Annotated in this window: 27 protein-coding genes; 22 read left to right on the top strand and 5 right to left on the bottom strand. The window is 64.2% G+C overall.

What is annotated here, in order from left to right:
- Nucleotides 1-73: 73 nt before the first annotated feature.
- The 3 genes from AVKW3434_RS18975 to AVKW3434_RS18965 all read right to left on the bottom strand — a co-directional run bounded on the left by AVKW3434_RS18975 (nucleotide 74) and on the right by AVKW3434_RS18965 (nucleotide 5,198).
- Complete coding sequence (locus AVKW3434_RS18975; protein ID WP_284396119.1) at nucleotides 74-970, bottom strand: 2OG-Fe(II) oxygenase; 897 nt, start codon at nucleotides 968-970, stop codon at nucleotides 74-76.
- 86 nt (nucleotides 971-1,056) lie between these two features.
- Nucleotides 1,057-1,833, bottom strand: coding sequence for a peroxide stress protein YaaA (yaaA, locus tag AVKW3434_RS18970; RefSeq protein WP_284407059.1), 777 nt, complete (start codon nucleotides 1,831-1,833; stop codon nucleotides 1,057-1,059).
- 113 nt (nucleotides 1,834-1,946) lie between these two features.
- A complete protein-coding gene (locus AVKW3434_RS18965) occupies nucleotides 1,947-5,198 on the bottom strand; it encodes an Rne/Rng family ribonuclease (RefSeq protein WP_284407058.1) in 3,252 nt (1,083 codons plus the stop codon).
- Between the two features lie 579 nt (nucleotides 5,199-5,777).
- Here AVKW3434_RS18965 and AVKW3434_RS18960 point away from each other — a divergent pair.
- The 4 genes from AVKW3434_RS18960 to AVKW3434_RS18945 are packed head-to-tail and all read left to right on the top strand — an operon-like array spanning nucleotide 5,778 to nucleotide 8,922.
- On the top strand, nucleotides 5,778-6,791 hold the full coding sequence (locus AVKW3434_RS18960) for an RluA family pseudouridine synthase (protein WP_284396109.1): 1,014 nt from the start codon (nucleotides 5,778-5,780) through the stop codon (nucleotides 6,789-6,791).
- Nucleotides 6,792-6,796: 5 nt separating this feature from the next.
- Nucleotides 6,797-7,465: an HAD family hydrolase gene (locus AVKW3434_RS18955; protein WP_284407057.1), complete on the top strand. Its 669-nt coding sequence runs from the start codon at nucleotides 6,797-6,799 to the stop codon at nucleotides 7,463-7,465.
- Nucleotides 7,466-7,506: 41 nt separating this feature from the next.
- Nucleotides 7,507-7,881: a Rieske (2Fe-2S) protein gene (locus AVKW3434_RS18950; RefSeq protein ID WP_284407056.1), complete on the top strand. Its 375-nt coding sequence runs from the start codon at nucleotides 7,507-7,509 to the stop codon at nucleotides 7,879-7,881.
- Nucleotides 7,882-7,884: 3 nt separating this feature from the next.
- The gene (locus AVKW3434_RS18945; protein ID WP_284407055.1) at nucleotides 7,885-8,922 is read left to right on the top strand and encodes a S49 family peptidase; all 1,038 of its coding nucleotides are present in this window, start codon (nucleotides 7,885-7,887) and stop codon (nucleotides 8,920-8,922) included.
- Nucleotides 8,923-9,018: 96 nt separating this feature from the next.
- On the opposite strand, the gene AVKW3434_RS18940 is transcribed toward AVKW3434_RS18945, so the two are convergent.
- Entirely contained in the window at nucleotides 9,019-9,798 is a 780-nt protein-coding gene (locus tag AVKW3434_RS18940; protein WP_284407054.1) for an SAM-dependent methyltransferase, read from the bottom strand.
- Entirely contained in the window at nucleotides 9,795-10,394 is a 600-nt protein-coding gene (locus AVKW3434_RS18935; RefSeq protein WP_272567857.1) for a Maf family nucleotide pyrophosphatase, read from the bottom strand. The genes AVKW3434_RS18940 and AVKW3434_RS18935 overlap by 4 nt, the downstream gene beginning before the upstream one ends.
- A gap of 25 nt (nucleotides 10,395-10,419) precedes the next feature.
- Between AVKW3434_RS18935 and AVKW3434_RS18930 the strand changes: the two genes are divergently transcribed.
- From AVKW3434_RS18930 to era, 18 genes are all read left to right on the top strand, one after another.
- Entirely contained in the window at nucleotides 10,420-10,971 is a 552-nt protein-coding gene (locus AVKW3434_RS18930) for a YceD family protein (protein WP_284407053.1), read from the top strand.
- Nucleotides 10,972-11,069: 98 nt separating this feature from the next.
- A complete protein-coding gene (rpmF, locus tag AVKW3434_RS18925; RefSeq protein ID WP_092744121.1) occupies nucleotides 11,070-11,252 on the top strand; it encodes a 50S ribosomal protein L32 in 183 nt (60 codons plus the stop codon).
- Between the two features lie 108 nt (nucleotides 11,253-11,360).
- Nucleotides 11,361-12,413 (top strand): phosphate acyltransferase PlsX, encoded by a 1,053-nt coding sequence (gene plsX / locus AVKW3434_RS18920; RefSeq protein ID WP_272567862.1) that lies wholly within the window; start codon nucleotides 11,361-11,363, stop codon nucleotides 12,411-12,413.
- Complete coding sequence (locus AVKW3434_RS18915) at nucleotides 12,413-13,390, top strand: beta-ketoacyl-ACP synthase III (RefSeq protein ID WP_272567863.1); 978 nt, start codon at nucleotides 12,413-12,415, stop codon at nucleotides 13,388-13,390. The genes plsX and AVKW3434_RS18915 overlap by 1 nt, the downstream gene beginning before the upstream one ends.
- Before the next feature lie 50 nt (nucleotides 13,391-13,440).
- On the top strand, nucleotides 13,441-14,400 hold the full coding sequence (gene fabD, locus AVKW3434_RS18910) for an ACP S-malonyltransferase (protein WP_284407052.1): 960 nt from the start codon (nucleotides 13,441-13,443) through the stop codon (nucleotides 14,398-14,400).
- Entirely contained in the window at nucleotides 14,397-15,149 is a 753-nt protein-coding gene (gene fabG / locus AVKW3434_RS18905) for a 3-oxoacyl-ACP reductase FabG (RefSeq protein WP_284407051.1), read from the top strand. The genes fabD and fabG overlap by 4 nt, the downstream gene beginning before the upstream one ends.
- Before the next feature lie 103 nt (nucleotides 15,150-15,252).
- Nucleotides 15,253-15,492: an acyl carrier protein gene (gene acpP, locus AVKW3434_RS18900; RefSeq protein WP_003058049.1), complete on the top strand. Its 240-nt coding sequence runs from the start codon at nucleotides 15,253-15,255 to the stop codon at nucleotides 15,490-15,492.
- Nucleotides 15,493-15,532: 40 nt separating this feature from the next.
- The gene (gene fabF / locus AVKW3434_RS18895) at nucleotides 15,533-16,777 is read left to right on the top strand and encodes a beta-ketoacyl-ACP synthase II (RefSeq protein WP_272567867.1); all 1,245 of its coding nucleotides are present in this window, start codon (nucleotides 15,533-15,535) and stop codon (nucleotides 16,775-16,777) included.
- Between the two features lie 60 nt (nucleotides 16,778-16,837).
- The gene (locus AVKW3434_RS18890) at nucleotides 16,838-17,329 is read left to right on the top strand and encodes a hypothetical protein (RefSeq protein ID WP_284407050.1); all 492 of its coding nucleotides are present in this window, start codon (nucleotides 16,838-16,840) and stop codon (nucleotides 17,327-17,329) included.
- Nucleotides 17,330-17,339: 10 nt separating this feature from the next.
- Nucleotides 17,340-17,966 carry an RNA polymerase sigma factor RpoE gene (gene rpoE / locus AVKW3434_RS18885; protein ID WP_272567871.1) on the top strand — a complete coding sequence of 209 codons (627 nt, stop codon included), beginning with the start codon at nucleotides 17,340-17,342 and terminating at the stop codon, nucleotides 17,964-17,966.
- A 53-nt stretch (nucleotides 17,967-18,019) separates the two neighbouring features.
- A complete protein-coding gene (locus AVKW3434_RS18880) occupies nucleotides 18,020-18,646 on the top strand; it encodes a sigma-E factor negative regulatory protein (RefSeq protein WP_284407049.1) in 627 nt (208 codons plus the stop codon).
- A gap of 103 nt (nucleotides 18,647-18,749) precedes the next feature.
- Nucleotides 18,750-19,766, top strand: a complete 1,017-nt coding sequence (locus AVKW3434_RS18875) for a MucB/RseB C-terminal domain-containing protein (protein ID WP_284407048.1) — start codon at nucleotides 18,750-18,752, stop codon at nucleotides 19,764-19,766.
- Nucleotides 19,767-19,907: 141 nt separating this feature from the next.
- Entirely contained in the window at nucleotides 19,908-21,392 is a 1,485-nt protein-coding gene (locus AVKW3434_RS18870; RefSeq protein ID WP_502869126.1) for a DegQ family serine endoprotease, read from the top strand.
- A 451-nt stretch (nucleotides 21,393-21,843) separates the two neighbouring features.
- Nucleotides 21,844-23,652 carry a translation elongation factor 4 gene (lepA, locus tag AVKW3434_RS18865; protein WP_272567874.1) on the top strand — a complete coding sequence of 603 codons (1,809 nt, stop codon included), beginning with the start codon at nucleotides 21,844-21,846 and terminating at the stop codon, nucleotides 23,650-23,652.
- Nucleotide 23,653: 1 nt separating this feature from the next.
- The gene (lepB, locus tag AVKW3434_RS18860) at nucleotides 23,654-24,628 is read left to right on the top strand and encodes a signal peptidase I (protein WP_284395954.1); all 975 of its coding nucleotides are present in this window, start codon (nucleotides 23,654-23,656) and stop codon (nucleotides 24,626-24,628) included.
- Between the two features lie 53 nt (nucleotides 24,629-24,681).
- Nucleotides 24,682-25,047: a DUF4845 domain-containing protein gene (locus tag AVKW3434_RS18855; RefSeq protein WP_284395952.1), complete on the top strand. Its 366-nt coding sequence runs from the start codon at nucleotides 24,682-24,684 to the stop codon at nucleotides 25,045-25,047.
- A gap of 3 nt (nucleotides 25,048-25,050) precedes the next feature.
- The gene (rnc, locus tag AVKW3434_RS18850; RefSeq protein ID WP_284407047.1) at nucleotides 25,051-25,734 is read left to right on the top strand and encodes a ribonuclease III; all 684 of its coding nucleotides are present in this window, start codon (nucleotides 25,051-25,053) and stop codon (nucleotides 25,732-25,734) included.
- Nucleotides 25,731-26,747 carry a GTPase Era gene (gene era, locus AVKW3434_RS18845; protein ID WP_284407046.1) on the top strand — a complete coding sequence of 339 codons (1,017 nt, stop codon included), beginning with the start codon at nucleotides 25,731-25,733 and terminating at the stop codon, nucleotides 26,745-26,747. The genes rnc and era overlap by 4 nt, the downstream gene beginning before the upstream one ends.
- Nucleotides 26,748-26,763 lie beyond the last annotated feature (16 nt).

Below are 26,763 nucleotides of genomic sequence, written 5' to 3'. Positions count from 1 at the left end.
GGAACTCCGTGTTTCTGTTTGCTATTGATTTAATAGCTATGGAGGCAATGAGAACTAGGGCATCAAGCCGATTTCATTCGAATTTTCGTTCGCGCAGCCATTTGGTGGCGATCCACTTCTCGCCGGCGATCACCGGCGCGCCGCCGTGCAGTGTGCGCGTGGACGGGTGGGGGCGTTCGTAGCTGAAGAACACCGCGTTGCCCTGGCGCGGCGCGATCTCCAGGTGCACGTCGGGGAAGGTGGTGCCGCCGCCCTTGTCCGGGTTGTTCAGGTAGATCACCAGCGTGGCCACCCGCTGCCCGCCGCGGCGCAGGATGGTCGGCGTGCCGGGCTCGGCAGGGTCGAAGTAGTCGTAGTGGGGCTTGTATTCCGCGCCCGGGCGGTAGTGCAGCACCTGCAGGCCTTCGCCGTTTTCCAGCGGCCAGTTCACCAGCTTGGCGATGCGCTCTTCCAGGAGGCGCACCACCGCGTTCTCGCCGATCTGGAAGAACATGCCGTCGCTCGTGCGGTCGTCGTTTACCTCTTCGCCGCCCGTGCGCGTGGCCACGGTGAGCGAGCGCGCCATGCGCGGCTCGGCTTCGGCCACCAGCGCTTCGCACTCCTCGGGCGAGAGCAGGTTGCCGAACAGCACCACGCGGGGCTGGGCCATGGACATGAGCACTTCGACCTGGCGGTCGCCCACGTCGATGAAGAGCGGCGATTCGCCCACGGCCGGTTCGGGCACGCGCGAGGCAGGAGGCTGCCCCTGCTGCACCGCCAGCGCTTCCAGGTGGTCGCGAAGCACATGCTCCATGGCGTGCGCGGCCACGTCTTCCCGCCAGCCCGCGTCGAGCATGGACTGGAGCACCACCGGCGCCTGAAAACCGGCCTGGGCCTGCGCGATGATCCATTCGCGCAGCTCCGGCGTCACGGACTGGGAGGGGGCATCGGCCGGGGCGGAGGAGGTGGTCTGGCGGGAACGTGCGGGCATGGCGTGGTGGGCGTCAGTGGCGTTGGCGTTTCGGGAAGAGGAATCCAGTCGATCGTCGGGGCCGGGAGGCGCGGGGCCATCCGCCCTCAGGCGGCCTTGCGGCGGAACACGAGCCGCTCCGGCGTGGAGGCGGCACTGGCGAAAGCATAGCCTTCCAGGTCAAAACCCTCGAGCTGGCGCGGTGTGGCCACCTGGTGCCGGATGGCATGGCGCGCCATGAGCCCGCGCGCCCGCTTGGCGTGGAAGCTGATGATCTTGTAAGCCCCGCCTTTCCAGTCCTCGAACACGCACTCGATGACGCGCGCCTTCAGCACCTTGCGGTCCACCGACTTGAAGTATTCCTGCGACGCCAGGTTGACGACCACCGGCGTGGCGTCGGCCGCCAGTTGCCGGTTGAGGTGCTCCGCAATCGACGCCCCCCAGAACTGGTACAGGTTGGCGCCCGCATCGGTGGCGAGCCGGGTGCCCATTTCCAGGCGGTAGGGCTGCATGCGGTCCAGCGGGCGCAGCACGCCGTACAGGCCGCTCAGAATGGCGACATGGCGCTGGGCCCAGTCCAGCTCGGCCAGCGTGAGCGAGCGGGCCTGCAGGCCTTCGTACACATCGCCGTTGAAGGCCAGCACGGCCTGGCGCGCATTTGCCGCGGTGAACTTCGGCCGCCATGCGGCATACCGCGCCACGTTCAGCGCGGCCAGCGGATCGCTGATGCCCATCAGGGCGGCAACGTCCTGCGGCGACTTCTGCCGCAGCACTTCGATGAGCCGGGTGGACTGAGAGACGAACTGCGGCAGCGTGTGCCCAACGCCATCGGGCAGGGGCGTGTCGTAGTCCAGGGATTTGGCGGGAGACAGCAGGAACAGCATGGGAGTCGCGATGGTCCGGTGACCTCGGAGGGGAAGCGGAAAGCCCGGCAGCGGGCTTTCCGGCAAAGACGACAACCGGCCCGGGCATTGCACCGCGCGCCGGCGGCGCCGCATCAGGCGGCGGGCGGCTGCTCGAACGGCAGCGTCAGGTCGCGCAGGTCGCGGCGCGTTTCCACCAGCACCAGCGGGCCTTCATCGATCGCCACCACCGGGGGGCGTTCGCGCGGCACGTGGACCGGGCGCGGTTCGGCCGCGATGGCGGCCTGCGCGGCGGCGATCTTCTCCGCATCGGAGTTGACCCACTGCAGGCCCGATGTCTGGGCGACCTGGTTCAGCTCGTCCACCGGCAGGGTGAATGCCTGGACCCGCGGCATGGCGCCATTGGGCTGGGCAGGGGCTGCGGCTTGGGCTGGAGCGGCGGCAGCAGGCTGCACCACGGGGGCCGGCACGGGCGTTGGCGCCACCGGAGCCACTGGGGCCGCCGTGGACGCCATCGGCGCGACCGGGGCCGCGACCGGAGCGGGTGCCGACACGGGACGCGGGGCGACCGGCGCAGGGGCCACCGGCTCCAAGGCAGGCGCGCTGGGTACCGCCGATTCCACGGGCGCATCGGTGGCTGGTGCGGCGACGGGCTCGTGGGCCTGTGGCGCGGCGGCAGCGGACGCGTTGAAGTAGCTGCGGCGTGCGGGTTCCTGCGAGGCTTCGGCGGGCGCGCTGTCGGCAGGGGCCGTCGCGCTGACATCGAAGTCCATCAGGTTGCCGGCAGGCTGCTCCTGCTCCGCACCGTTTTCACGCGGAGCCCGCTCGCCGCGCTCGCGGCGATCACGGCCGTAACGGTCGCGCGACCGGCGTTCACGGCGCTCATCGCCTCCGGCGGCGGGGGCGGCCGGGGCGGCGTCGTTGCCGGTCAGGTCCAGGTCGGGCAGGGACGCCATGGGGGACGTGTCCACGAAGTCCGCCACGGGGCCCTGGCCTGCGCCGGCGGCCTCGTCGACGCGGGGAGCGCGTTCACCACGCCCGCCACGCTCGCCGCGGCCACCGCGCTCGCCACGTTCGCGGCGGGGGCCACGCTCGCTGCGTGCGGCTTCCACGGGTTCGCCGGCACCGTCCAGGGTGACCGAAGCGGTCGCAGGCAGCGCTGCGCCGGTTTCGGCGTTCAGCGGGGTTTGGCGGGGCTCGCCGTCCCGGCCGCGTCCGCGGCCTTCGCGTGGCTCGCGGGGTTCGCGGCCTTCACGGGGCTCGCGCCCGCCATTGCGGGGTTCGCCTTCCGGACGGCCCTCGCGGCCTTCCCGGCCGCCACGTGCTTCGCCGTCGCGGGGTCCGCGGCCATTGCCGTTCCCGTTGCGTGGGGCTTCGCCCTCCGGGCGCTCCGCACGACCGTCACGGCCATCGCGGCGGCCACGGCCTTCGCCATTGCCTTCCCGTTGGCCGTCGCGCGAGCCATTGCGGTCGCTGCCGTTGCGCTCACCGCGGCGGCCGCGTTCGCCGCCACGGCCTTCACGCCGGCCTTCCCGTGCGGGTTCGGCCACCGGGGCCGGTGCCGGCGCGGCCACGGGGGCCGGGGCACGTGGGGGCTCGCCGAAACCGAACAGGCTCTTGAGCCATGCGAAGAACCCTTGCTCCTGGGGCGCGGGCGCCACGGCCGGCGCGGGTGCCGGAGCCGGGGTGGCCGCCGCAGCCGCAGCGGCTGCCGCTGCCGCGGGCCGGCTGTGCGACGGATTGCGGGCCGCGCCTTCCGGGCGGGGCTCGGCGATCGGCGCCGGCGCGTCGGGCAGCACGCCCTTGATCACCGGGGTCTGCTTGTTGGTGGGCTCCTGCGAGCGGCGCGTGACGGCGGTGGGGTCTTCCACTTCTTCGACGAGCTTGTAGCTGGCGTCGATGTGGTCCAGGCGCGGGTCGTCGTGCTTGAGGCGCTCGAGCTTGTAGTTCGGCGTCTCCAGGGTCTTGTTGGGCACCATCAGCACGGTCACGCGCTGCTTGAGTTCGATCTTGGCGATCTCGGGGCGCTTTTCGTTGAGCAGGAACGAGGCCACTTCCACCGGCACCTGGCAGTGCACGGCGGCCGTGTTGTCCTTCATGGACTCTTCCTGGATGATCCGCAGGATCTGCAGCGCCGACGATTCGGTGTCGCGGATGTGGCCCGAGCCGCCGCAACGGGGGCAGGGGATGGAGGAGCCTTCGCTCAGCGCGGGCTTGAGGCGCTGGCGGCTCATCTCCATCAGGCCGAACTTGCTGATCGTGCCGAACTGCACGCGGGCGCGGTCCTGGCGCAGGGCGTCGCGCAGCCGGTTTTCCACTTCGCGGCGGTTCTTCGACTCTTCCATGTCGATGAAGTCGATCACGATCAGGCCGCCCAGGTCGCGCAGGCGCATCTGGCGGGCCACTTCGTCGGCGGCCTCTAGGTTGGTGCGGGTGGCGGTTTCCTCGATGTCGCCGCCCTTGATGGCGCGGGCGGAATTCACGTCCACGCTCACCAGCGCTTCGGTGTGGTCGATCACGATGGCGCCGCCGGAGGGCAGGGTCACGGTGCGCGCGTAGGCCGACTCGATCTGGTGCTCGATCTGGAAGCGGCTGAACAGCGCGGCGTCGTCGCGGTAGCGCTTGACCTTGCCGGCATGCTCGGGCATCACGTGCGCCATGAACTGGTGCGCCTGCTCGTAGATGTCGTCCGTGTCGATGAGGATGTCGCCGATATCGCCGTTGAAATAGTCACGGATCGCGCGGATCACCAGGCTCGACTCTTGGTAGATCAGGAAGGCGCCCTTGCCCCCCTTGGCCGCGCCGTCGATGGCGGTCCAGAGCTTGAGCAGGTAGTTCAGGTCCCACTGCAGTTCGGGCGCCGTGCGGCCGATGCCGGCGGTGCGCGCGATGATGCTCATGCCCTTGGGGTATTCGAGCTGGTCCATCGCCTCCTTGAGCTCGGCCCGGTCTTCGCCCTCGATGCGGCGCGACACGCCGCCACCGCGCGGGTTGTTGGGCATCAGCACCACATAGCGGCCGGCCAGCGACACGAAGGTGGTCAGGGCTGCGCCCTTGTTGCCGCGCTCTTCCTTCTCGACCTGCACCAGCAGTTCCTGGCCTTCGCGGATCACGTCGTTGATGCGCGCCTGGCTGACCGAGACGCCTTCGGCGAAGTACTGGCGGGAGATTTCCTTGAAGGGCAGGAAGCCGTGGCGGTCTTCGCCGTAGTCGACGAAGCAGGCTTCCAGCGAGGGCTCGACGCGGGTGACGACGGCCTTGTAGATGTTGCCCTTGCGCTGCTCGCGCCCTTCGATCTCGATTTCGTAGTCGAGCAGCTTCTGGCCGTCGACGATGGCCAGGCGGCGTTCTTCGGGCTGCGTGGCGTTGATGAGCATCCGCTTCATGATGGGATTCCTTTTCGTTGTCGGCCGGGCGGCGCGCAGCGAAAAAGCTGCATCGGCGCGCGTCCCGACCATTCAAACCAATGACACAGGCTCTTCAGGAGCCATGGATGCCAGGGCCGACGCGTTGAAACGAAGGGAATTGCCGCAATGCCACGCGGCTGCGAAGCACTAGCTTCGCAGTCGTGGCGGGGGCGCGTGGATGGGGGCGAGGGGAAATGTGTGCAGCGTTGCCATGAAAGACTTGGCTGATGGCGCGGGCTGCACGGGCGATGCCGGCGATTGCGGAGCCCATGCCGAAGGCAGGCGCCTTCGCCAAAGGGTCACAATCCATGCCAACAATGCCCACATGTTTTCGCTTTGATCCGCCCGCAGAACCTGCCTGTTGGGCGGCCTGCGGACTGGGGATTCCGGTTTCGGTGTTTCAATTTGTCAGCCGGCCGCGCGGCGTGGGAGCCACCACAGGCATCTGGCCTGCAATCTGCGCACACGACACCCGTTGGCATCGACCTGCCTGCGCGGCTTGCAAGGTTGCGTGGACTAAACTCCAGACAAATCAACCACTTACAGAACATCGCGCAGGTGAAACACATTATAGGGGGCAAACCGGCGACGGACCGTGCCCCAAACCCCGCCCCCGCTGCAGCCCGCATCGTCGAAGTCGACGAGGACTCTGCCGGCCAAAGGCTCGATAACTTTCTGATACGCCATCTGAAGGGCGTCCCCAAAACGCACGTGTACCGCATCATCCGCAGCGGAGAAGTGCGCATCAACAAGGGCCGCGCCAGCGCGGACACCCGGGTCGCCACGGGCGATCAGGTGCGCCTGCCGCCCGTGCGCATCTCGGACAAGGTGGCCGAGAAGGCCGAGCGCCCGGCGCCGGCCCGCGAATTCCCCATCCTGCTGGAGGACGACCACCTGATCGCCATCGACAAGCCCGCGGGCGTGGCGGTGCACGGCGGCAGCGGCGTGAGCTTCGGCGTCATCGAGCAGTTGCGGCAGGCCCGTCCCCAGGCGAAGTTCCTGGAACTCGTGCACCGGCTGGACCGGGAAACCTCGGGCATCCTCCTCGTGGCCAAGAAGCGTTCCGCGCTCACGCACCTGCAGGACCAGTTCCGGGAGCGGGAGACCGGCAAGACCTACCTGGCCCTGGTGCCCGGCACCTGGGCGGCCAACAAGAAAGTGATCGACACGCCCTTGCACAAGTATCTGCAGGCCGATGGTGAGCGGCGGGTGCGGGTGACCACGCCGGAAGACCCGGACGGCATGCGCTCCATCACCCTCGTGAAAGTGCGCAGTCACCTGCCGGCGCGCGCGGCCGAGGGACTGCCGGCCATGAGCCTGCTGGAAGTCACCATCAAGACCGGTCGCACCCACCAGATCCGCGTGCACCTGGCCAGCCAGGGCCATGCGATCGCGGGCGACGACAAATACGGCGACTTCGAACTCAACAAGCGGCTGCACAAGCATGGCCTCAAGCGCATGTTCCTGCATGCGTGGCGGTTACAGTTCTCCCATCCCTCCCACGGCGAGCGCATCGAACTGCGCGCAGAGTTGCCGCCTGACCTGGCGCAATTCACCGCCGCCACTGCCTGAAGACCATGCCCACGACCCCACGCCGCCGCTTCGACCTCATCGCTTTCGATTGGGACGGCACCCTCTACGACTCCACCGCCATCATCGTGCGCTGCATTCAGGACTCCGTGCGCGACGTCGGCGGCACGGTGCCGACCGATCAGGCCGCGGCCTGGGTGATCGGCATGGGCCTCATGCAGGCGCTGACCCACGCTGCACCCGATGTGCCACCGGAAAAACACGCCGAACTGGGCAACCGCTACCGCTACCACTACCTCAAGCACCAGGACGATCTGAGCCTGTTTTCCGGCGTATTGCCCATGCTGGAAGACCTGCGCGCCCGGGGCCACCTGCTGGCGGTGGCGACCGGCAAGAGCCGGCGCGGCTTGGACGAGGTGCTGCACACGGTGGCGCTGCGGGGCATGTTCGATGGTTCCCGCACGGCCGACGAAACCGCCGGCAAGCCACACCCGCTCATGCTCCAGGAGTTGATGGCCGAGTTCGATGTGGCGCCGGAGCGCGTGTTGATGATTGGCGACACCACCCACGACCTGCAGATGGCCCTGTCGGCCGGGTGCTCCAGTGTGGGGGTGAGCTACGGAGCGCACGAGCCCGGTGAGTTCGAAAGTCTCCAACCCCTGGCCGTGATGCATTCCGTGCCGGAACTGCACGCCTGGCTTTTGCGGCACGCCTGACGCTGGCCGCTGCATGCTACAGCCCATCGCCGGTAATTGCCATGGCCTCTTCCTCGCAACCCATCGACCTTTGCCCCAGCGCCGATCTGGTGGACGGGGGACAGGCCGTTGCCTTCGACGTCCTGTATGCCGGCCAAGCCTGCCGCGCCTTTGCCGTGCGCTTCGAAGGCCGGCCGCATGCCTATCTGAACCGGTGCACGCACGTGCCGATGGAGATGGATTACCAGCCGGACCGCTTCTTCGACGACACCGGCCAGTGGCTGCTGTGCGCCACGCACGGCGCCGCCTATCGGCCCGATACGGGCGCTTGCGCGGGTGGCCCGTGCCGCGGGGGCCTGGTGAAGATCCAACTCTCCGAAGGCCAGGGCGTAGTGCGCTGGCATACTGAACCCCACTTGCAACCTGTCGAATTCTGACAAATGACCGAACCGACCCGGCCCGAACCTTTTGGTTCTGGGCAGACTCCCCCGCCAGCGCCCGATCTGTGGGCACAGACTGCTACTGAAAAAGAAGCAAAAGACCCTGCGAAGATGCCAGGCTGGGAGCGTGACGTGTTGGAAAAGCTGGTGTTCGCGACCTTGTCCGAGCAGCGCTCCGCACGCCGCTGGCGCATTTTTACCCGGTTGGCGTGGCTGGTCTTCCTGATTGCCGTGGCCTGGGTGTTGCTGGCGCGCGACGCTACCAGCACGAGCAAGAGCACGCCCCACACGGCGGTGGTGGACATCAAGGGTGAGATCGCCGCGGGGGCCGAAGCCAGCGCCGAGTTCGTGGTGGCGGCCATGCGCAGTGCCTTCGAAGACTCCGGATCGCAGGCCGTGGTGCTGCTCATCAACTCGCCGGGCGGCAGCCCGGTGCAGGCCGGCATCATCAATGACGAGATCATTCGCCTGAAGGCCAAGTACAACAAGCCCGTCTATGCCGTGGTGGAGGAAACCTGCGCATCGGCCGCCTATTACATCGCCGCCGCCGCCGACGAGATCTACGTGGACAAGGCCAGCATCGTCGGCAGCATCGGCGTGCTGATGGATGGCTTCGGCTTCACCGGCACGATGGAAAAGCTGGGCGTGGAGCGTCGCCTGCTGACGGCGGGCGAGAACAAGGGCTTCCTCGACCCGTTCAGCCCGCAGACCGAAAAGCAGCGTGCCTATGCGCAGGCCATGCTGGACCAGATCCACCAGCAGTTCATTCATGTGGTCAAGGAAGGGCGCGGCGATCGGCTCAAGCCCACGGCGGACACCTTCAGCGGTCTGTTCTGGACCGGCCAGCAGGCGGTGGAGATGGGGTTGGCCGACCACCTGGGCAACCTCGACTATGTGGCACGCGAGGTCGTCAAGGCGGAAGACATCATCGACTACACCCGCCGCGACAACGTTGCCGAGCGGCTGGTCAAGAAATTCGGCGCTGCCATGGGCCAGACGGCCGTGCAGGCCATCAAGGGCGCACCGGCCATCCGCTGAGGGCTCGCCATCCGGGGGGGGGGCTGCCGCCGGCCCGGGCTCGGTGCCCGGTGGTCCGGATCAGCGGTTGGAATCCCTGAGATCTGTTGATCGGGCCTAACGCCCGATGGCAAAGACGGCCGGTATCCGGTTATCGGGCACTTCAATTTGCTGTCGCCATTGGCGCACGAGCCGGCTTGCCGTGCGCGCCTGCGGCAGTGTGAGCCCGCTGGCAATCGCCAGCCGGGTATTGGGCTGCAAGGTTTGCACCAGGGCCTGCCACAGCGCGGTGTTGCGGTACGGGGTCTCGATGAACAGTTGCGTTTGCCCTTGCTTGAGCGCCAGGGCTTCCAGTTCGCGGATGCGCTGGGTGCGCTGGGCCGAATCCTGCGGCAGATAGCCTGCAAAAGAAAAACCCTGTCCATTGAGACCGCTCGACGCCAGCGCCAACAAGAGCGACACGGGGCCCACCAGTGGCACCACCCTCAGCCCGCAATCGTGTGCGGCACGCACCACCGAGCTGCCAGGGTCCGCCACCGCAGGCATGCCCGCCTCGCTCACCAGGCCCATGTCGTTGCCTGCCAAAGCGGGCGCCAGCAACGTGCGGGCATCAAAGGTCACATGGCCGTCTGCACCATGGTCGCCTTTCTTGTGCACTTCGCGCGGCAACTCGTCGATCTGCTGCGACTGCAGCGGCAGCTTCAGGGGGAACAGCGCATCGACGCGCTTGAGGTAGGCGCGGGTGCTCTTGGCGTTCTCGCAGATCCAGTGGGTGATTTGCGACGCCGCCTGCAATGTCGCGGCAGGCAGGGATTGGTCCAGGGGGGTTTGGGTGTCGCAGCCGAAGTCGAGCGGCGCGGGCACCAGGTAGAGCGTGCCGGTCGATGCGGCTGTCATGGCAGTTCCATTCCAGCGGCGCGCAACATGCGGCAGGTTCGGATCAGCGGCAGGCCGATCAGCGCTGTCGGGTCATCGCTTTGGATGCTGTCGAGCAGGCTGATGCCCAATCCTTCGCTTTTGGCACTGCCGGCGCAGTCGTACGGTTGCTCGGCGCGCAGGTAGCGCTCGATCTCCGCATCGGACAGGTCGCGGAAGCGAACTTCCACCGGTGCCAACTCCACCTTTTCAAACCCCGCGGCGGCGCAGACAACCGCCACCGCGGTCTGGAACACGACGCTGTGGCCACGCATCTGTTGCAGTTGGGCAACCGCTTTCTCGTGCGTGCCGGGCTTGCCCAGCGGTTGTCCCAAGAGATCCGCTACTTGATCGGAGCCTATCACCACGGCGTCAGGGTGGGCTGCAGAGACGGCGCGGGCCTTGGCCATGGCCAACCGCAAGGCGAGGGTGCTGGGCGCCTCGCCGGCGTGGGGCGTTTCGTCGACATCGGGCGCTGCGACATCGAAAGGCAGGCGCAGGCGGGAGAGCAGTTCGGCCCGATAACGGGAGGTCGAGCCCAGCACCAGACGGCGGGGCAGGGAAGGGGATTGAGGCATGCGCTGATTCTCTTACACTGCCGCCATGACCAAGGAATTCTCCCCTCATCGCCTCGATGTCAAAGCCTTCGCGCAGGGGGGCGGTCACCTGTCCGGCCATGACTCCCTTTTGAAGTACGAACGCTTGGCCCAGGAAGCCAAAGGCCTGCACCCCGATCTCATGGTGGATTGGCAGGTCGACGGCGAAGTGCGCAGCACGCATGGCATCGGCGGACAGATCTGGCTGCGGCTCACGGTGAACGCAGCGCTTCCCATGACGTGCCAGCGCTGCCTCGGGTCGGTGGATGTGCCGCTTCAGGTGCAGCGTGAGTTCCGCTTCGTGGCGGATGAAGCCACGGCGGAAGCGCTGGACGACGAGAGCGATGAAGATCTGCTGGCTTTGAGCCGCGAGTTCAATCTGCGGGAGTTGATCGAAGACGAGTTGCTCATGGCATTGCCCCTTGTACCGCGGCACGACGAATGCCCGGCCCCGGTGCCGATGGAATCCAGCGACGAGGATTTCGAAGAGGCCAGCGCGCAAAAGCCCAACCCTTTCGCGGCACTGGCAGCCTTGCGAAAAGACAAAGCGGAAGACTGAAAACCGTTTGGGCTATAATCGAGGGCTTCGCGCGAATCCCCTCGTGTCTTTATGGGCTGATCGCGTTTTTACCAACCCTTCAAGACTCAGGAGCCACCATGGCTGTTCAGCAAAACAAAAAATCCCCTTCCAAGCGCGGCATGCACCGTTCGCACAATGCTCTCAACGTGCCTGGCACGGCTGTCGAGCCCACCACCGGCGAAGCCCATCTGCGCCACCACATCAGCCCCAACGGTTTCTACCGTGGCCGCCAAGTGCTGAAGAACAAGTCTGAAGCCTGATTTAACTCGCGCGCCAAGGCCCGCTGCTACGAAATTGGTAGCGCGGGCCTTTGTTTTGTTCGCTGTATTTTCATTTCCGGTCGTTTTCTGCGGTCGGACAAGTCGCCCATGATCACACTGGCTGTTGACTGCATGGGGGGCGATCACGGCCCCCGCGTCACGCTAGCGGCGTGCCGCCAGTTCCTAGAAAACCATCCCGAAGCCCGTTTGCTCCTTGTCGGCCAACCTGAAAGCCTCAAGGACTTCAAGCACGATCGGGCCGCTGTCACGCCTGCCAGCGAAGTCGTCACCATGGATGATCCGGTGGAGATTGCCTTGCGCCGTAAAAAGGATTCTTCCATGCGCGTTGCAATTCAGCAGGTCAAGGATGGGGCCGCGCAAGCCGCCATTTCTGCGGGCAACACGGGCGCTTTGATGGCCATCGCTCGCTATCTCCTCAAAACCCTGGACGGAATCGACCGCCCCGCGATTGCGACCCAGATACCCAATGCCAAGGGTGGTGCCACGACCGTGCTGGACTTGGGCGCCAACGTGGATTGCAGTGCCGAGCATCTGCTGCAATTTGCAGTGATGGGGTCGGCGCTGGTGTCTGCGCTTCAAGAGGGCTCGGAGCCCACCGTCGGCCTGCTGAACATTGGCGAGGAAGCCATCAAGGGCAGTGAAGTGATCAAAAAAGCAGGTGAACTGTTGCGTACGGTGGGTAATTCTGGTGATCTTCGCTTTTTTGGCAATGTAGAAGGCAACGACATTTTCAAGGGCACGGTCGATATCGTGGTTTGTGACGGTTTTGTGGGGAATGTGGCGCTCAAGGCCAGCGAAGGTGTGGCCTCCATGATCGTCGGCGGACTCAAGCAGGAGTTCAAGCGCAATATCTTTACCAAACTGGCGGCAGTTGTGGCCTATCCGGTGCTATCTGCACTTATGAAGCGAATGGATCACCGTCGCTACAACGGAGCGGCATTGCTCGGGCTGCGCGGATTGGTGTTCAAGAGTCATGGATCGGCGGACGCCATGGCTTTCGAGCAGGCTTTGAACCGGGCGTATGATGCAGCCCGCAACAACCTGCTCGACCGCGTCCGGACGCGGGTGGCGCATGCTGCGCCCTTGCTGGCGCCATCGGATGCCCAGCCTGTCAATACCGCCGTCGGGTCCCCATATTGATGAGACGCTACTCCCGCATCACAGGCACTGGCAGCAGCCTTCCTCCTCGTCGTCTGACCAATGCCGACCTCGTGGCTGAGTTGGCTCAGCGCGGTGTGGAAACATCGGACGAGTGGATCGTCGAGCGCACCGGCATCCGGGCCCGCCACTTCGCGGAGCGCGATGTCTGCAGCAGCGATCTGGGGCTGGAGGCTTCTCGCAATGCGCTGGAGGCGGCAGGGGTTCAGCCGCAGGACATCGATCTGATCATCGTCGCCACGTCCACGCCGGACATGGTTTTCCCTTCGACCGCCTGCATTTTGCAAAACAAGCTGGGGGCCAATGGATGCCCGGCTTTCGATGTGCAGGCCGTCTGCAGTGGTTTCGTGTATGCGCTGACCGTGGCAGATGCCATGATCCAGTCCGGCAGCGCCCGCCGCGCCCTCGTCGTGGGTGCGGAGGTGTTCAGTCGCATCCTCGATTTTGATGACCGCACCACCTGCGTGCTGTTTGGTGACGGCGCAGGCGCCGTGGTACTGGAAGCGTCGGAAACTCCTGGCATCCTGTCGAGCGATCTGCATGCCGATGGCCGGCATGTGGGCATTCTGTGTGTGCCGGGCAACGTCTATGGCGGGCAGATTCTGGGTGACCCATTGCTCAAGATGGATGGCCAGGCCGTTTTCAAGCTGGCTGTGGGTGTGCTGGAAAAAGCAGCCCGTGCTGCCCTGGAGAAGGCCGGCCTGACCGATGCGGACGTGGACTGGCTGATCCCTCACCAGGCCAACATCCGCATCATGCAAAGTACGGCGAAGAAGCTGGGCCTGTCGATGGACAAGGTGGTCGTCACCGTAGACCAACATGGCAACACTTCGGCGGCGTCGATTCCCCTGGCACTCGATCATGCGGTTCGCACCGGCCAGGCCAAGCCCGGACAGACGTTGCTTCTGGAGGGCGTGGGAGGCGGTTTTACATGGGGTGCGGTGCTCCTGAAGCTGTAGCTTGAAACGCTGAAAAATTAAGCGGTGAAGGCGGTTTTGACCATTCGTTTATGACGACCAAAAAATCTTTTGCATTTGTTTTTCCTGGCCAGGGCTCCCAGTCGGTCGGCATGCTGGATGCATGGGGTGACCACCCTGTGGTGGCGCAAACCCTCCAGGAGGCTTCCGACGCCCTGGGCGAAGACATCGCACGCTTGATTCATGAGGGCCCGAAAGAAGCGCTTTCGCTGACGACCAACACCCAGCCGGTCATGCTCGTCGCTGGCGTGGCCGCGTGGCGTGCGTGGATCTCGGAGGGCGGCGACGTCCCGGCTGCGGTGGCCGGCCACTCGCTCGGCGAATATTCGGCGTTGGTGGCTGCAGGGGTGCTGACGCTGGCGCAGGCCGCGCCGCTCGTGCGTCTGCGTGCTGCCGCCATGCAGGAAGCGGTTCCCGTCGGCGTGGGTGCGATGGCTGCCATTCTGGGCATGGATGCGCACAAAGTGATCGAAGGTTGCGCTGCGGCGGCGGCATCCTTCGGTGCGGATGGCGGCGAAGTGGTGGAGGCCGTGAATTTCAATGACCCCATCCAGACCGTGATTGCGGGCACGAAAGCCGGCGTCGACAAGGCGTGCGAACTGTTGAAGGCATCTGGCGCCAAGCGTGCGTTGCCCTTGCCGGTATCCGCTCCTTTTCACTCCAGCCTGATGAAGCCGGCGGCCGAGAAATTGCGGGAGGCCCTGTCGGCCCTGTCCTTGGCGGCCCCGCAGATTCCAGTCGTCAACAATGTGGATGTCGCGGTCCGGGAGGAGGCGGATGGCATCCGTGATGCGCTGTACCGTCAGGCCTTCGGTCCGGTGCGCTGGGTGGAGTGCGTGCAGGCGCTCAAAGCCCGCGGCGTGACGCATCTGGTGGAGTGCGGCCCTGGCAAGGTGCTGGCGGGCTTGGCGAAGCGCATCGACCCCGAACTGGTTGCTGCTTCTATTTATGACCCGGCCTCGCTGGCCGAAACACGAGCATTGTTGGCATGAGCGATACCCCTTCGTTGAATGAAAAGCCCCAGGTAGCGCTGGTCACTGGCGCATCGCGCGGTATCGGCGCTGCCATCGCGACCGTGTTGGCGGCCCGTGGTTATTTGGTGATCGGTACCGCGACGACGGATGAGGGCGCTCAGCGTATCTCTCAGGCCTTATCGTCCGGCGGCGGTCAGGGTGTGAATCTGAACGTCACGGATGTGGCGGCTGTCGATGCGTTGATCGACACCATCGTGAAGCAGCACGGCGGTTTGCATGTGCTGGTGAACAATGCTGGCATCACCCGCGACACGTTGTCCATGCGCATGAAGGACGACGATTGGGATGCGGTCATCGACACCAATCTGAAGGCCGTGTTCCAGGTGAGCCGCGCCGTCATTCGACCCATGATGAAACAGCGCTTCGGCCGCATCATCAACATCACCAGCGTGGTGGGTTCGGCAGGCAATCCAGGCCAAGCCAACTATGTGGCGGCGAAGGCGGGCGTGGCAGGCATGGCGCGTGCCCTTGCCCGTGAACTGGCCAGTCGGGGCATCACGGTGAACTGCGTGGCTCCTGGTTTCATCGCGACCGACATGACCGCGCAACTCCCGGCCGAGCAGCAGCAATCGCTGCAATCGCAGATTCCAGTGGGCCACATGGGCCGCCCGGAAGACATTGCCCATGCGGTCGCCTATCTGGCATCGGCAGAGGCAGGTTATGTCACGGGCCAGGAGTTGCATGTCAATGGCGGCATGTACATGTAATTGAGCAAAGTTAGCGCCGATTCATCGCGACGGCGGGCTGGTAGGGGACTGATCCCGAAGCAGCTAGAATCGCGGATTCATTCACAACCCTCAAAGGGAAACCATGAGCGATATCGAAGCACGTGTCAAAAAGATCATTGCCGAACAACTCGGCGTTGAAGAATCGCAAGTCACCAACGAAAAGGCTTTCGTGGCCGACCTCGGCGCTGACTCGCTGGACACGGTGGAGCTGGTGATGGCGCTGGAAGACGAGTTCGGCATCGAGATTCCTGACGAAGACGCAGAGAAGATCACCACGGTGCAAAACGCCATCGACTACGCCAATACCCATCAGAAGGCCTGAGCGCCTTCAGTTCAGACAGATCCGTAGAAAGTCTTAGCGCATGAGCCGTCGTCGCGTCGTCGTGACCGGCCTGGGTTGCATCACCCCCGTCGGAAACACGGTGGCAGATGCCTGGGCCAACATCCTGGCCGGTCAATCCGGCATTGACCTCATCACCAAGTTCGACGCTTCGAACTTTGCCTGCAAGATCGCGGGCGAGGTCAAGGGATTCGATCTTGGCGCCTACATGAGCGCCAAGGATGCACGCACGATGGATACCTTCATCCATTACGGCATCGCTGCGGCGGATGAGGCGGTGCGGGATGCCGGCCTTCCAACCGGCGAGGCGCTGGACGAAGAACTGGCGACGCGCATCGGTTGCATCATCGGATCCGGGATCGGTGGTTTGCCGCTGATCGAAAACACCCATGCAGAACTGGAAAGCCGGGGTCCCCGCCGGATCACGCCTTTTTTCGTTCCCGCATCCATCATCAATATGGTGGCAGGGCATGTATCGATGCGCTTTGGCTTCAAGGGCCCGAACCTTTCCGTGGTGACGGCGTGTACAACGGGCCTGCATTGCATCGGCGAGGCGGCGCGCAAGATCGAGTATGGCGACGCCGATGTGGTGGTCGCCGGCGGCACGGAAGCCACGGTTTCGCCCCTGGGTGTGGGTGGTTTTGCGGCCATGCGCGCCTTGTCCACTCGCAACGATGATCCAAAGACTGCCTCCCGCCCATGGGACAAAGGCCGCGATGGCTTCGTATTGGGCGAGGGGGCCGGGGTGCTGGTGCTGGAAGAGTACGAGCATGCCAAAGCCCGCGGCGCCAAGATCTACGCGGAACTGTCCGGCTATGGCATGAGCGCCGATGCAGGGCACATGACGGCGCCCAACATGGACGGCCCTCGCCGTGCCATGCAGGCCGCGCTGCGCAATGCCGGCGTCAACGCCGAGGATGTGGATTACCTCAATGCCCACGGCACTTCCACGCCATTGGGCGATTTGAACGAAACCCATGCGATCAAGGCCGCTTTGGGCGAGCATGCCAAAAAGACGGTGATCAGCTCGACGAAGTCGATGACCGGCCATTTGCTGGGCGGTGCAGGTGGGATCGAAAGCGTGTTCACCGTGATGGCGTTGCGTGACCAGAAGGCGCCCCCGACCATCAACCTCTTCGAGCAAGACCCGGAATGCGACCTGGACTACTGCGCCAATGTCGCCCGCGATATGAAGATGAACATCGCGGTGAAGAACAATTTTGGTTTTGGCGGCACCAACGGCACGCTGGTTTTCAAGCGCGTTTGACGGGGTGGTCAGACCGCTGCGCGGCGCCAGTTGGTCACCTGTGATGGCATGGGCGTGTTGATGACCCGCTCGGCCAAGTCCTTTCATGCCCCAGCGACCCGCTATGAGGTGGCGAGGAGCCGCCGGTTGGGCTGGTTCATTGCGGGTGTGCTGTTTGCAGGTCTTGGTGCCTTTGCGGTGTGGATCACGCATTCTGCTGGGAGGGGCCTGTTTCGAAGCGCTGTGTTTTTCGTCCTTTGGATCACGTCTGCCGGGCTGGCATGGCGCTTTTGGTTCCGTCTACCTGAAGGTGTCCTGTACTGGGATGGCTTGCATTGGTCGTTGAATCAAGGTGCAGGAGTACCGGTTGCAGGTGAATTGGTCGTCCATGCGGATTTCCAGTCCTTTCTCTTGCTGCAACTGCATGGCGTTGATGGCCGAACTCGCTGGCTGTGCCTCGAGCGTGTGGGGCCACGGGAGGCCTGGGCAGCGCTACGCCGTGCGGTATATTCGCGCCCCAAGCCAGAGCCCCGTGCCGACGGCATGTTCTCTGTCCGGCGCGGCGACGCGTGAGCCCTTTTTCATGACTGCTTCCATGCCCCCGCCTTCTGCCGACAGTGACCTTCAGCTTGTGGAGCGCACGGTTGCGGGTGATCAGAAGGCATATGAACTGCTGGTGATCAAGTACCAGCGGCGCATCGAACGGCTCATTGGCCGCATGGTCCGCGACTCGGATCTCGTGCAGGACATTGCCCAAGAAACTTTCATCCGGGCTTATCGTGCACTGCACCAATTCCGGGGAGAGGCGCAGTTCTATACCTGGCTCTATCGGATCGCGGTCAACACCGCCAAGAAGGCGCTGGTCGACATGAAGCGCAATCCCGTCATCTCGGAAAATGCCTTGCGAGGAAGTGATGACGACGATGAAACTTCCCGACTGGGTCATGAACTAACCACCGACGAAACGCCCGAGACGGTGCTTGCCGCTCAGGAAATCGCGGTGGCGGTGAATGCTGCAATGGATGCGCTGCCTGAAGACTTGCGCCAGGCGGTGACATTGCGTGAGATCGAAGGGTTGACCTATGAGGAGATTGCGGCTGCCATGGATTGCCCCATCGGCACCGTACGTTCCCGTATCTTTCGAGCGCGGGAAGCCATATCGGCCCGTGTCCGCCCTTTGTTGGAGAAGCAGTCGGGCAAGCGCTGGTAACGCGGTGTGAATGGCAGAGCAGTGAAGCAAAACGTGATGGCTGGGGAACGACCATGAATGACGATCTGAAAATGCGTGAACATTTGTCTGCCCTCGCGGATGGACAGTTGCGAGGCCAGGAGTTTGGTCAAGCGGTGGACTACGCCAGCAGCCATGCGGACGGCTCCGAAACGTGGCAGATGTATCACCTGATCGGCGACGTGCTTCGCTCTTCCGAGTTGGCGCGTCCGGTGAATTCCTCACTGGTGGATCGGCTTCGCAGCCAGATCGAAGCGGAAGGCATTCAGCGCCCTCCGTTGGTGGCCAGTGCCGTCGTTCAAGGAGCTGTCGCGGAGGTCGTGACGCCTGCCGTGGCAGCCAATGCCTCCGTGTTTCGCTGGAAAATGGCTGCGGGTTTTGCTTCGCTCGCCGCCGTTGGGGCGATTGGATGGACGGCCATGACAGGTATTCAGTCCGGCGCCGAAAGTGCGCAGATGGCTTCCGCTGTGCCCGTGACCGCCGCTCCTGCAGCCGTGGCGGTGGCAGACGCAACGGAAGGGGGCGGTGCACCGCAGGTCATGATCCGCGATCCGCGGCTGGACGAGTTGCTGGCTGCGCACAAACAGTTTGGCAATACGTCGGCGCTGCAAATGCCGGCAGGTTTCCTGCGCAATGCCACCTTCGAGGCTCCGGCGCGCTGAGATCGTGAAGACAGGCCAAGAAGGCCCCTTGTACGCCGCTCACCAGCCTCGAGTCAGAGGTGTTCGTGCTTCCTTGGCGGGCTACCTGAGCAAGATGGCTTCGATGCGCCACGCTCTGGCGTGGATGCTGCTCATGGCCGCTTCGGGCTATGCGCTGGCCGGGTCGTCGCCTGTCGTTGCTGCATCCAATGCCGCGGTGCCTGGCGACACACGCTCCATTTCCGGATGGCTGGAGCGTATCCATCGCGCCTCCCGCGAGCACAGTTACAGCGGTACTTTCGTGGTGTTGTCCGCATCGGGCGCCATGGTCAGCTCTCGCATCTGGCATGCGGCTGACGGAAACGATCAGATCGAGCGCATCGAGGCATTGAACGGGTCTCCCCGCGTGGTCTATCGTCGAGAGGGGCTCGTCCGTACCTTCTTGCCCCAGGCACGCATGGTGCGCGAGGATCGCCGCGACATGCCCAGCTTGTTCCCGCGGTTGCCTGAAACGGCTGATCGCGGACTGGATGCGCACTACACGGTGCTGACATTGGGACGTGAACGCGTTGCGGGCCACGAAAGCGAAGTAGCCTGGCTGCGACCCAAGGATGGGCTGCGATTCGGTTACCGCATGTGGGTGGCCGAAGCCTCGGGCTTGATATTGAAGCTGCAGACCCTCGACCTGCGGGGACGTGTGCTGGAGCAGGCGGCGTTTTCTCAGCTGGAGCTGGATAACACGGTGCCATTTGCGCGCCTCGTCGGCATGATGGATGACGTGCGCGATTTCCGTGTGGTCACGGTTGCCATGCGCAAGACCACGGCACAAGCCGAAGGTTGGCGCCTGCGTGCGCCGGTGGGTGGGTTCACCCCTGGGGATTGCTACAAGCAAGAGGATGCGTCTGCTGCGCAGTCGGGCCTTCCCTTGCATTGCCTGCTCTCGGATGGACTGGCGACGGTCTCGCTCTTCCTGGAGCGTTACGACGCCTCCCGCCATGCTGCCGGCCCGAGCGCGGGCAGCATGGGGGCTACCCAGACCCTGGCGCAACGCGTTTCAGGCAACATGTGGCTCACGGCGGTGGGCGAGGTGCCGCAGGAAACCTTGCGGCTGGTGGCCGAGCAACTGGAATACGCCCGTTGAGTGGTGACTCCGCTGCCCAAGCCGCCCCACGGGGGCGGATGCATGAACTGCTGACGGTGGTGTTGCGGGAACCAAATGTGAAGCTTGCAATACGAAGTTCTTTTGCTGCTCCCGATGTCTCCTCTGAATTTTGAAAGAACGATGATGCCGATGACGACGAACTGGAAAAATCTGCAATCGTGCGCGGTGGCCGTCGCGATGGCATTGACCGCTGCCTCCGCGGCTGTGCCCGTCAGTGTGTTGGCGCAAACGCCGCCGCCCACGGTCCGGGGTTTGCCGGATTTCACGGACCTGGTGGATCAGGTCGGGCCGTCGGTGGTCAACATCCGCATGCTGGAAAAGGCCGCGGAGCGTGCCGGCCCGAACGCCATGGACGAGGAGATGCTCGAGTTCTTCCGCCGCTTCGGCGTGCCCGTGCCGCCCAATGCGCAGCGCCAGCAGCGCCCCCGGGCACAGCCCGAGGAAGAGCAGCCACGCGGCGTGGGCTCTGGCTTCATCCTCACGCAAGACGGCTATGTGATGACCAACGCGCACGTGGTGGAGGGCGCGGACGAGGTCATCGTCACCCTGACCGACAAGCGCGAGTTCAAAGCCAAGATCGTGGGCGCCGATAAGCGCACGGACGTGGCTGTGGTCAAGATCGATGCCACCGGATTGCCGGCCGTCAAGGTGGGCGATCTCAACCGGCTGCGGGTCGGTGAATGGGTCATGGCGATCGGCTCGCCCTTCGGACTTGAAAACTCTGTGACTGCGGGCATCGTCAGCGCCAAGCAGCGCGACACGGGCGATTACCTGCCCTTCATCCAGACGGACGTCGCGATCAACCCGGGCAACTCCGGCGGACCGCTGATCAACATGCGTGGCGAGGTCGTTGGCATCAACAGCCAGATCTACTCTCGCTCGGGCGGCTTCATGGGGATCTCCTTCGCCATTCCGATGGATGAGGCCATTCGGGTCAGCGACCAGTTGCGCGCCACGGGTCGCGTGACGCGCGGGCGCATCGGCGTGCAGATCGGCCAGGTCACCAAGGATGTGGCCGAGTCGATCGGTCTGGGCAAGCCCCAGGGGGCGCTCGTGAGTGGGGTGGAGGCGGGGTCTCCTGCCGACAAGGCGGGCGTGGAGGCGGGTGACATCATCACGAAGTTCGACGGCAAGACCATCGAAAAAACCGCCGATCTGCCGCGCCTGGTGGGCAATACCAAGCCGGGCAACAAGAGCACGGTGACGGTGTTTCGCCGCGGTGCCAGCAAGGATCTCTCCATCACCGTGGCCGAGATCGAGCCGGACGACAAGCCGGTGGCGAGCAAAGGCAGCGAGCGTGAAAGCGCAAAACCCAAGCCGTCTCCAGCCGCCCAGCAACTGGGCCTGGCGGTTGCCGAGCTGACCGACGCCCAGAAAAAGGAGCTGAAGCTCAAGGGTGGGCTGCGTGTCAACGCGGCCACAGATTCGGCCGCGCGTGCCGGCCTGCGCGAAGGCGACGTGATTCTTTCCATCGCCAATATTGAAGTGGCCAACCTGAAGGACTTCGAGGCGGCCCTGGCCAAGGCGGACAAGAGCAAGCCCATCAACGTGCTGTTCCGCCGCGGCGAATGGGCCCAATACGCCTTGATCCGTCCGGCACGTTGACCGGTGGCTGCACAAAGCCCCATCCCAAAGTGGGGTTTGGGGCCTTTGCGCAGAAATCCGGTTCGGTCCCTCAACGTTTGCGCGGCATTTCCATTGATCGTTTTCGATAGAATGGCGACTGCTTTTCCTGGCTTAATTGCATATCGATTCAATTCTGCGCCACCATGTGGGATGGTCTCGAACCATGCACAGGTGATCCACAGCGTGCCCACAAGTTATTCCGGAAGTCGAAAGCGTTTTGTGAATAAGCTGTGTATAAAATACGCGTTGCAAGGCGGCAACGCCCTCTGAACCTTGTCGGGCGGACTTTCCCTCTCGGCCTTTTTGCCTACAATGAAGTTCCAACCATCGCAGTTGCCAAATGATTGTTGGTTCAGGGCGCGTCACCATTTGACGCGCCCTTTTTTCTTGTGCGCTCCGTTTTAATTCAATCACTTGTCGCTTTCCCTTGATGAACCACATCAGAAATTTTTCCATCATTGCGCACATCGACCACGGCAAATCGACCTTGGCGGATCGCTTGATTCAGCGCTGTGGCGGGCTTGCCGAGCGTGATATGGAAGCCCAGGTGCTCGACTCGATGGACATCGAAAAAGAGCGTGGGATAACCATCAAGGCGCAGACTGCGGCGCTGCAATACAAGGCCAAAGACGGCCAGATCTACAACCTCAATCTGATCGACACGCCGGGCCACGTGGACTTCTCGTATGAAGTCTCGCGCTCGCTCTCGGCCTGCGAAGGTGCGCTGCTGGTCGTCGATGCGTCGCAGGGCGTGGAAGCCCAGACCGTGGCCAACTGCTACACCGCGCTGGACCTCGGCGTGGAAGTGGTGCCCGTGCTGAACAAGATGGATCTGCCGAACGCCGATCCCGACAACGCGAAGGCCGAAGTCGAGGACGTGATCGGCATCGATGCGACCGATGCGATTCCCTGCTCTGCCAAGACGGGCATGGGCATCGACGAGATTCTCGAAGCCATTGTGGCCAAGGTGCCGGCGCCGCGCGGCCAGGCCGATGGCCCGCTGCGCGCGATGATCATCGACAGTTGGTTCGATCCGTACGTCGGCGTCGTGATGCTGGTGCGCGTGGTCGATGGCCGCCTGCTGAAGGGCGAGCGCTTCAAGATGATGGCCAGCGGCGCGGTGTACAACGCCGACAACCTGGGTGTGTTCACGCCCGCGAACGAATCGCGCAACTCGCTCGACGCCGGCCAGGTGGGCTACATCATTGCCGGCATCAAGGAACTGCAGGCCGCCAAGGTGGGCGACACCATCACGCTGGAAAAGAAGCTGCCCAACAATGCCGGTCCGGCGACCGAAGCGCTGCCGGGGTTCAAGGAAATCCAGCCCCAGGTGTTTGCCGGCCTGTACCCGACTGAAGCGAGCGAGTACGACTCGCTGCGCGACGCGCTGGAAAAGCTCAAGCTCAACGACGCCTCCTTGCACTACGAGCCCGAAGTCAGCCAGGCGCTGGGCTTCGGCTTTCGCTGCGGCTTCCTGGGCCTGTTGCACATGGAAATCGTGCAGGAACGCCTGGAGCGCGAGTTCGACCAGGACCTGATCACGACCGCGCCCAGCGTGGTCTACCAGGTGGTGAAGGCCGACGGCGAAGTGGTGATGGTCGAGAATCCCTCCAAGATGCCCGACCAGGGCCGCCTGGAGGAGGTGCGCGAGCCCATCGTGACTGTGCACCTCTACATGCCGCAAGATTACGTCGGCCCGGTGATGACGCTGGCCAACCAGAAGCGCGGCGTGCAGATGAACATGGCCTACCACGGCCGCCAGGTCATGCTGACCTACGAGATGCCGCTGGGCGAGATCGTGCTGGACTTCTTCGACAAGCTCAAGTCGGTGTCGCGCGGCTATGCGTCGATGGACTACGAGTTCAAGGAGTACCGCGCGTCCGACGTGGTGAAGGTGGACATCCTGCTCAACGGCGAGAAGGTCGATGCGCTGTCCATCATCGTGCACCGCTCGCAGTCGCAGTACCGCGGCCGGGCCGTGGTGGCCAAGATGCGCGAGATCATCAGCCGCCAGATGTACGACGTGGCCATCCAGGCGGCCATCGGCGCGAACATCATCGCGCGCGAAACCATCAAGGCGCTGCGCAAAAACGTGCTGGCAAAATGCTACGGCGGCGACATCAGCCGCAAGCGCAAGCTTCTCGAGAAACAAAAAGCAGGCAAGAAACGCATGAAGCAGATCGGTTCGGTGGAAGTGCCCCAGGAAGCGTTCCTGGCCATTTTGCAGGTGGAAGACTGAGATGCAGGCCATGCAATACGTGACCTCCGTCATCCTCGCCGCCTTCGTGGCCTATGTCGGGGCCTGGTACATGGGGGCCATCGAAGGCAACTTCGCCCTGCTGCTGTTCCTGGCCACCGTGGTGACGGGCGCCTATTGGTTGGCCGAGCGGCTGGTCTTCCTGCCACGCCGCCGCAGGGCGGCCCAGGCGATCGAAGATGCGGCGGCGCAGCGGCGCGCCGAACTGGACCGCATGGGCATCCAGAAGGTGGACGGCGACGTGCAGGAGGCCAAGGACCGCATCCTGATGCAACCCTGGTGGCTGGACTGGACCGCCGGACTGTTCCCGGTGATCGCCGTGGTATTCCTGCTGCGCTCGTTCCTGTTCGAGCCGTTCAAGATTCCCTCGGGCTCGATGATTCCCACGCTGCTGGTGGGCGACCTGATCCTGGTGAACAAGTTCACCTACGGCATCCGCCTGCCCGTCATCAACACCAAGCTCACGCAGGGCAACGCGCCCCAGCGCGGCGATGTAATGGTGTTCCGCTACCCGCCCCAGCCCAGCATGGACTACATCAAGCGCGTGGTGGGCGTGCCCGGCGACGAAGTGGCCTACCTGAACAAGCGCCTCACGGTGAATGGGCAGGTTGTGGAAACCTCCGCCGTGCCGGACTTCTTCGACGAAGACACGATGCGCTACTTCAAGCAGTTCGAAGAGCAGTTGGGCGACCACCGCCACCGCATGATCAACAACCCCGACGTGCCGGCCTTCGTCCAGGGCGCCAGCGATTTCGCGAACCGCCAGAACTGCCGCTACAGCGTCGAAGGGGTGGTGTGCAAGGTGCCCGAGGGCCAGTATTTCATGATGGGCGACAACCGGGACAACTCCCTGGATTCGCGCTACTGGGGCTTCGTGCCGGACGCCAACATCGTGGGCAAGGCCTTCTTCGTCTGGATGAATTTCGGCAACCTCAAGCGCATCGGCCCGTTCCGCTGAGCACCGGCTTCGCACGTTTCACCACCGCCAATACCAAAGAGGGGTAGATCACCATGGCACTGCACCGTACCGCCAGCCGCGCGCGCCAACGCGGCCTGTCGTTCATCGGACTGATTTTCATCGGCTTGCTGGCCGTGGCCGCCTTTGCCATCGGCGGGCAGTCGGTGCCGATCTTCCTGGAGTACCAGGCCATCAGCAAGGCCGCCAACAAGGCCGCGCGGGAAGGCAGTTCGGTGCCGGACGTGCGAGCCATCTTCGACCGTGCCGCGTCGATCGACAACATCAGCTCGGTCCAGGGCAAGGACCTCGAGGTGACCAAGCGCAACGAGAAGATCGTCGTGTCTTTCAGCTACTCGCGCGAGATCGCTCTGGCCGGCCCGGCCTATCTCGTGTATCGATTCCAAGAACAGACCAAGTAGTCGGTGCAACCCAGCCTTTCCGCATTGCAGGACCGCCTGCAGCATGCTTTCTCCGATCCTTCGCTGCTGCAGCGCGCCATCACGCACCGCAGCTTTTCCGCCGACCATAACGAGCGCCTGGAATTTCTGGGCGATTCCGTCCTCAGCCTGGCGGTGTCCAGCCTGCTGTACCAGCGCCTGCGCGATCTGCCCGAAGGCGATCTGTCCCGTGTGCGCGCCAACCTGGTCCGGCAGGAGACCCTCCATGAACTGGCATTGCGCCTGAAGCTGCCCGACGTGCTGCGCCTGGGCGAGGGCGAGGCCAAATCGGGCGGCAAGCTGCGGCCATCCATCCTGGCCGACGCGCTGGAGGCGCTCATCGGCGCGGTGTACCTCGATGCCGGGTACCTGCAGGCCGAGGCCCTGGTGCACCGGCTCTTCCAGGGGGTGGAGATCAACCCGCAGATGGAGGCGGCCGCCAAGGACCCCAAAACCGCGTTGCAGGAGTGGCTGCAGGGTCGCAAAATGAAGTTGCCGCAGTACCGGGTGGTGGGTACGGTGGGGGCTGCACACCGCCAGACCTTCGATGTGGAGTGCGAAATCTCCGAACTGGGCCTGACCGAGCGCGGCATCGGCGGCTCACGCCGGGCAGGCGAGCAGGCCGCGGCAGCGGCCATGCTGGTCCTATTGAAAGCGAAGAATCCATGAATGAAGATGCTACAAAAAATGTAGCTGGTGGCGCAGATGAATCTAGCGCTGGCGGCCAAGATGACCTGGAAGCGATGCTGGCAGCCGCCAAGCCGGCCAGCGCCCCGGCGGATGCCACCGGCCAGCGTTGCGGTCTGATCGCCATCGTGGGCAAGCCCAATGTGGGCAAGTCCACGCTGCTCAATGCGCTGGTGGGGCAGAAGATCAGCATCACCTCGCGCAAGGCGCAGACCACGCGCCACCGGATCACCGGCATCCGCACGATGGAGCAGACGCAGTTCGTGTTCGTCGACACGCCGGGCTTCCAGACCAAGCACAGCACGGCGCTCAACAAGTCGCTCAACAAGACGGTGATGGGCGCCATCGGCGATGTGGACCTGATTCTTTTCGTGGTCGAGGCCGGCAGCTTCACGCTGGCCGATGCCAAAGTGCTGTCGCTGTTCAAGCCCGGCATCCCCACGCTGCTGATCGCCAACAAGCTCGATACGGTGCACCGCCGCGCGGAAATCGCGCCGTGGCTCAAGGGCATGCAGGAGCGCCATCCGTTCGCCGAGTTCGTGCCCATGTCGGCCAAGAACAAGGGCGATATCAAGCGCCTGTTCGGCATCTGCGCCAAGTACCTGCCCGAGCAGGCCTGGTGGTATGCCGAGGACGAGCTGACCGACCGCAGCGAGAAGTTCCTGGCCTCGGAGACGGTGCGCGAGAAGCTGTTCCGCTTCACGGGGGACGAGTTGCCCTACACCTCGACCGTCGTCATCGACAAGTTCGAGGAAGAAAAGGGCAAGACCAAGAGCCGCATGATCCGCATCGCCGCCACCATCGTGGTGGAGCGCGACGGCCACAAAGCCATGGTGATCGGGGAGAAGGGCGAGCGCCTCAAGCGCATTGGCACCGAAGCGCGGCAGGAGCTGGAAAAGCTCATGGACGCCAAGGTGTTCATCGAGATCTGGGTCAAGGTGCGTTCCGGCTGGGCCGACGACGAAGCGCGCGTGCGCTCGTTCGGCTACGAGTGAATCGACCCTGCGCTGC

The sequence above is a fragment of the Acidovorax sp. SUPP3434 genome (assembly GCF_030159015.1).
In the GTDB taxonomy this organism is placed as follows: Bacteria; Pseudomonadota; Gammaproteobacteria; order Burkholderiales; family Burkholderiaceae_C; genus Paracidovorax.
Note: the sequence above shows the minus strand (reverse complement) of the source record. Positions and strands in the feature narration are given on the sequence as shown.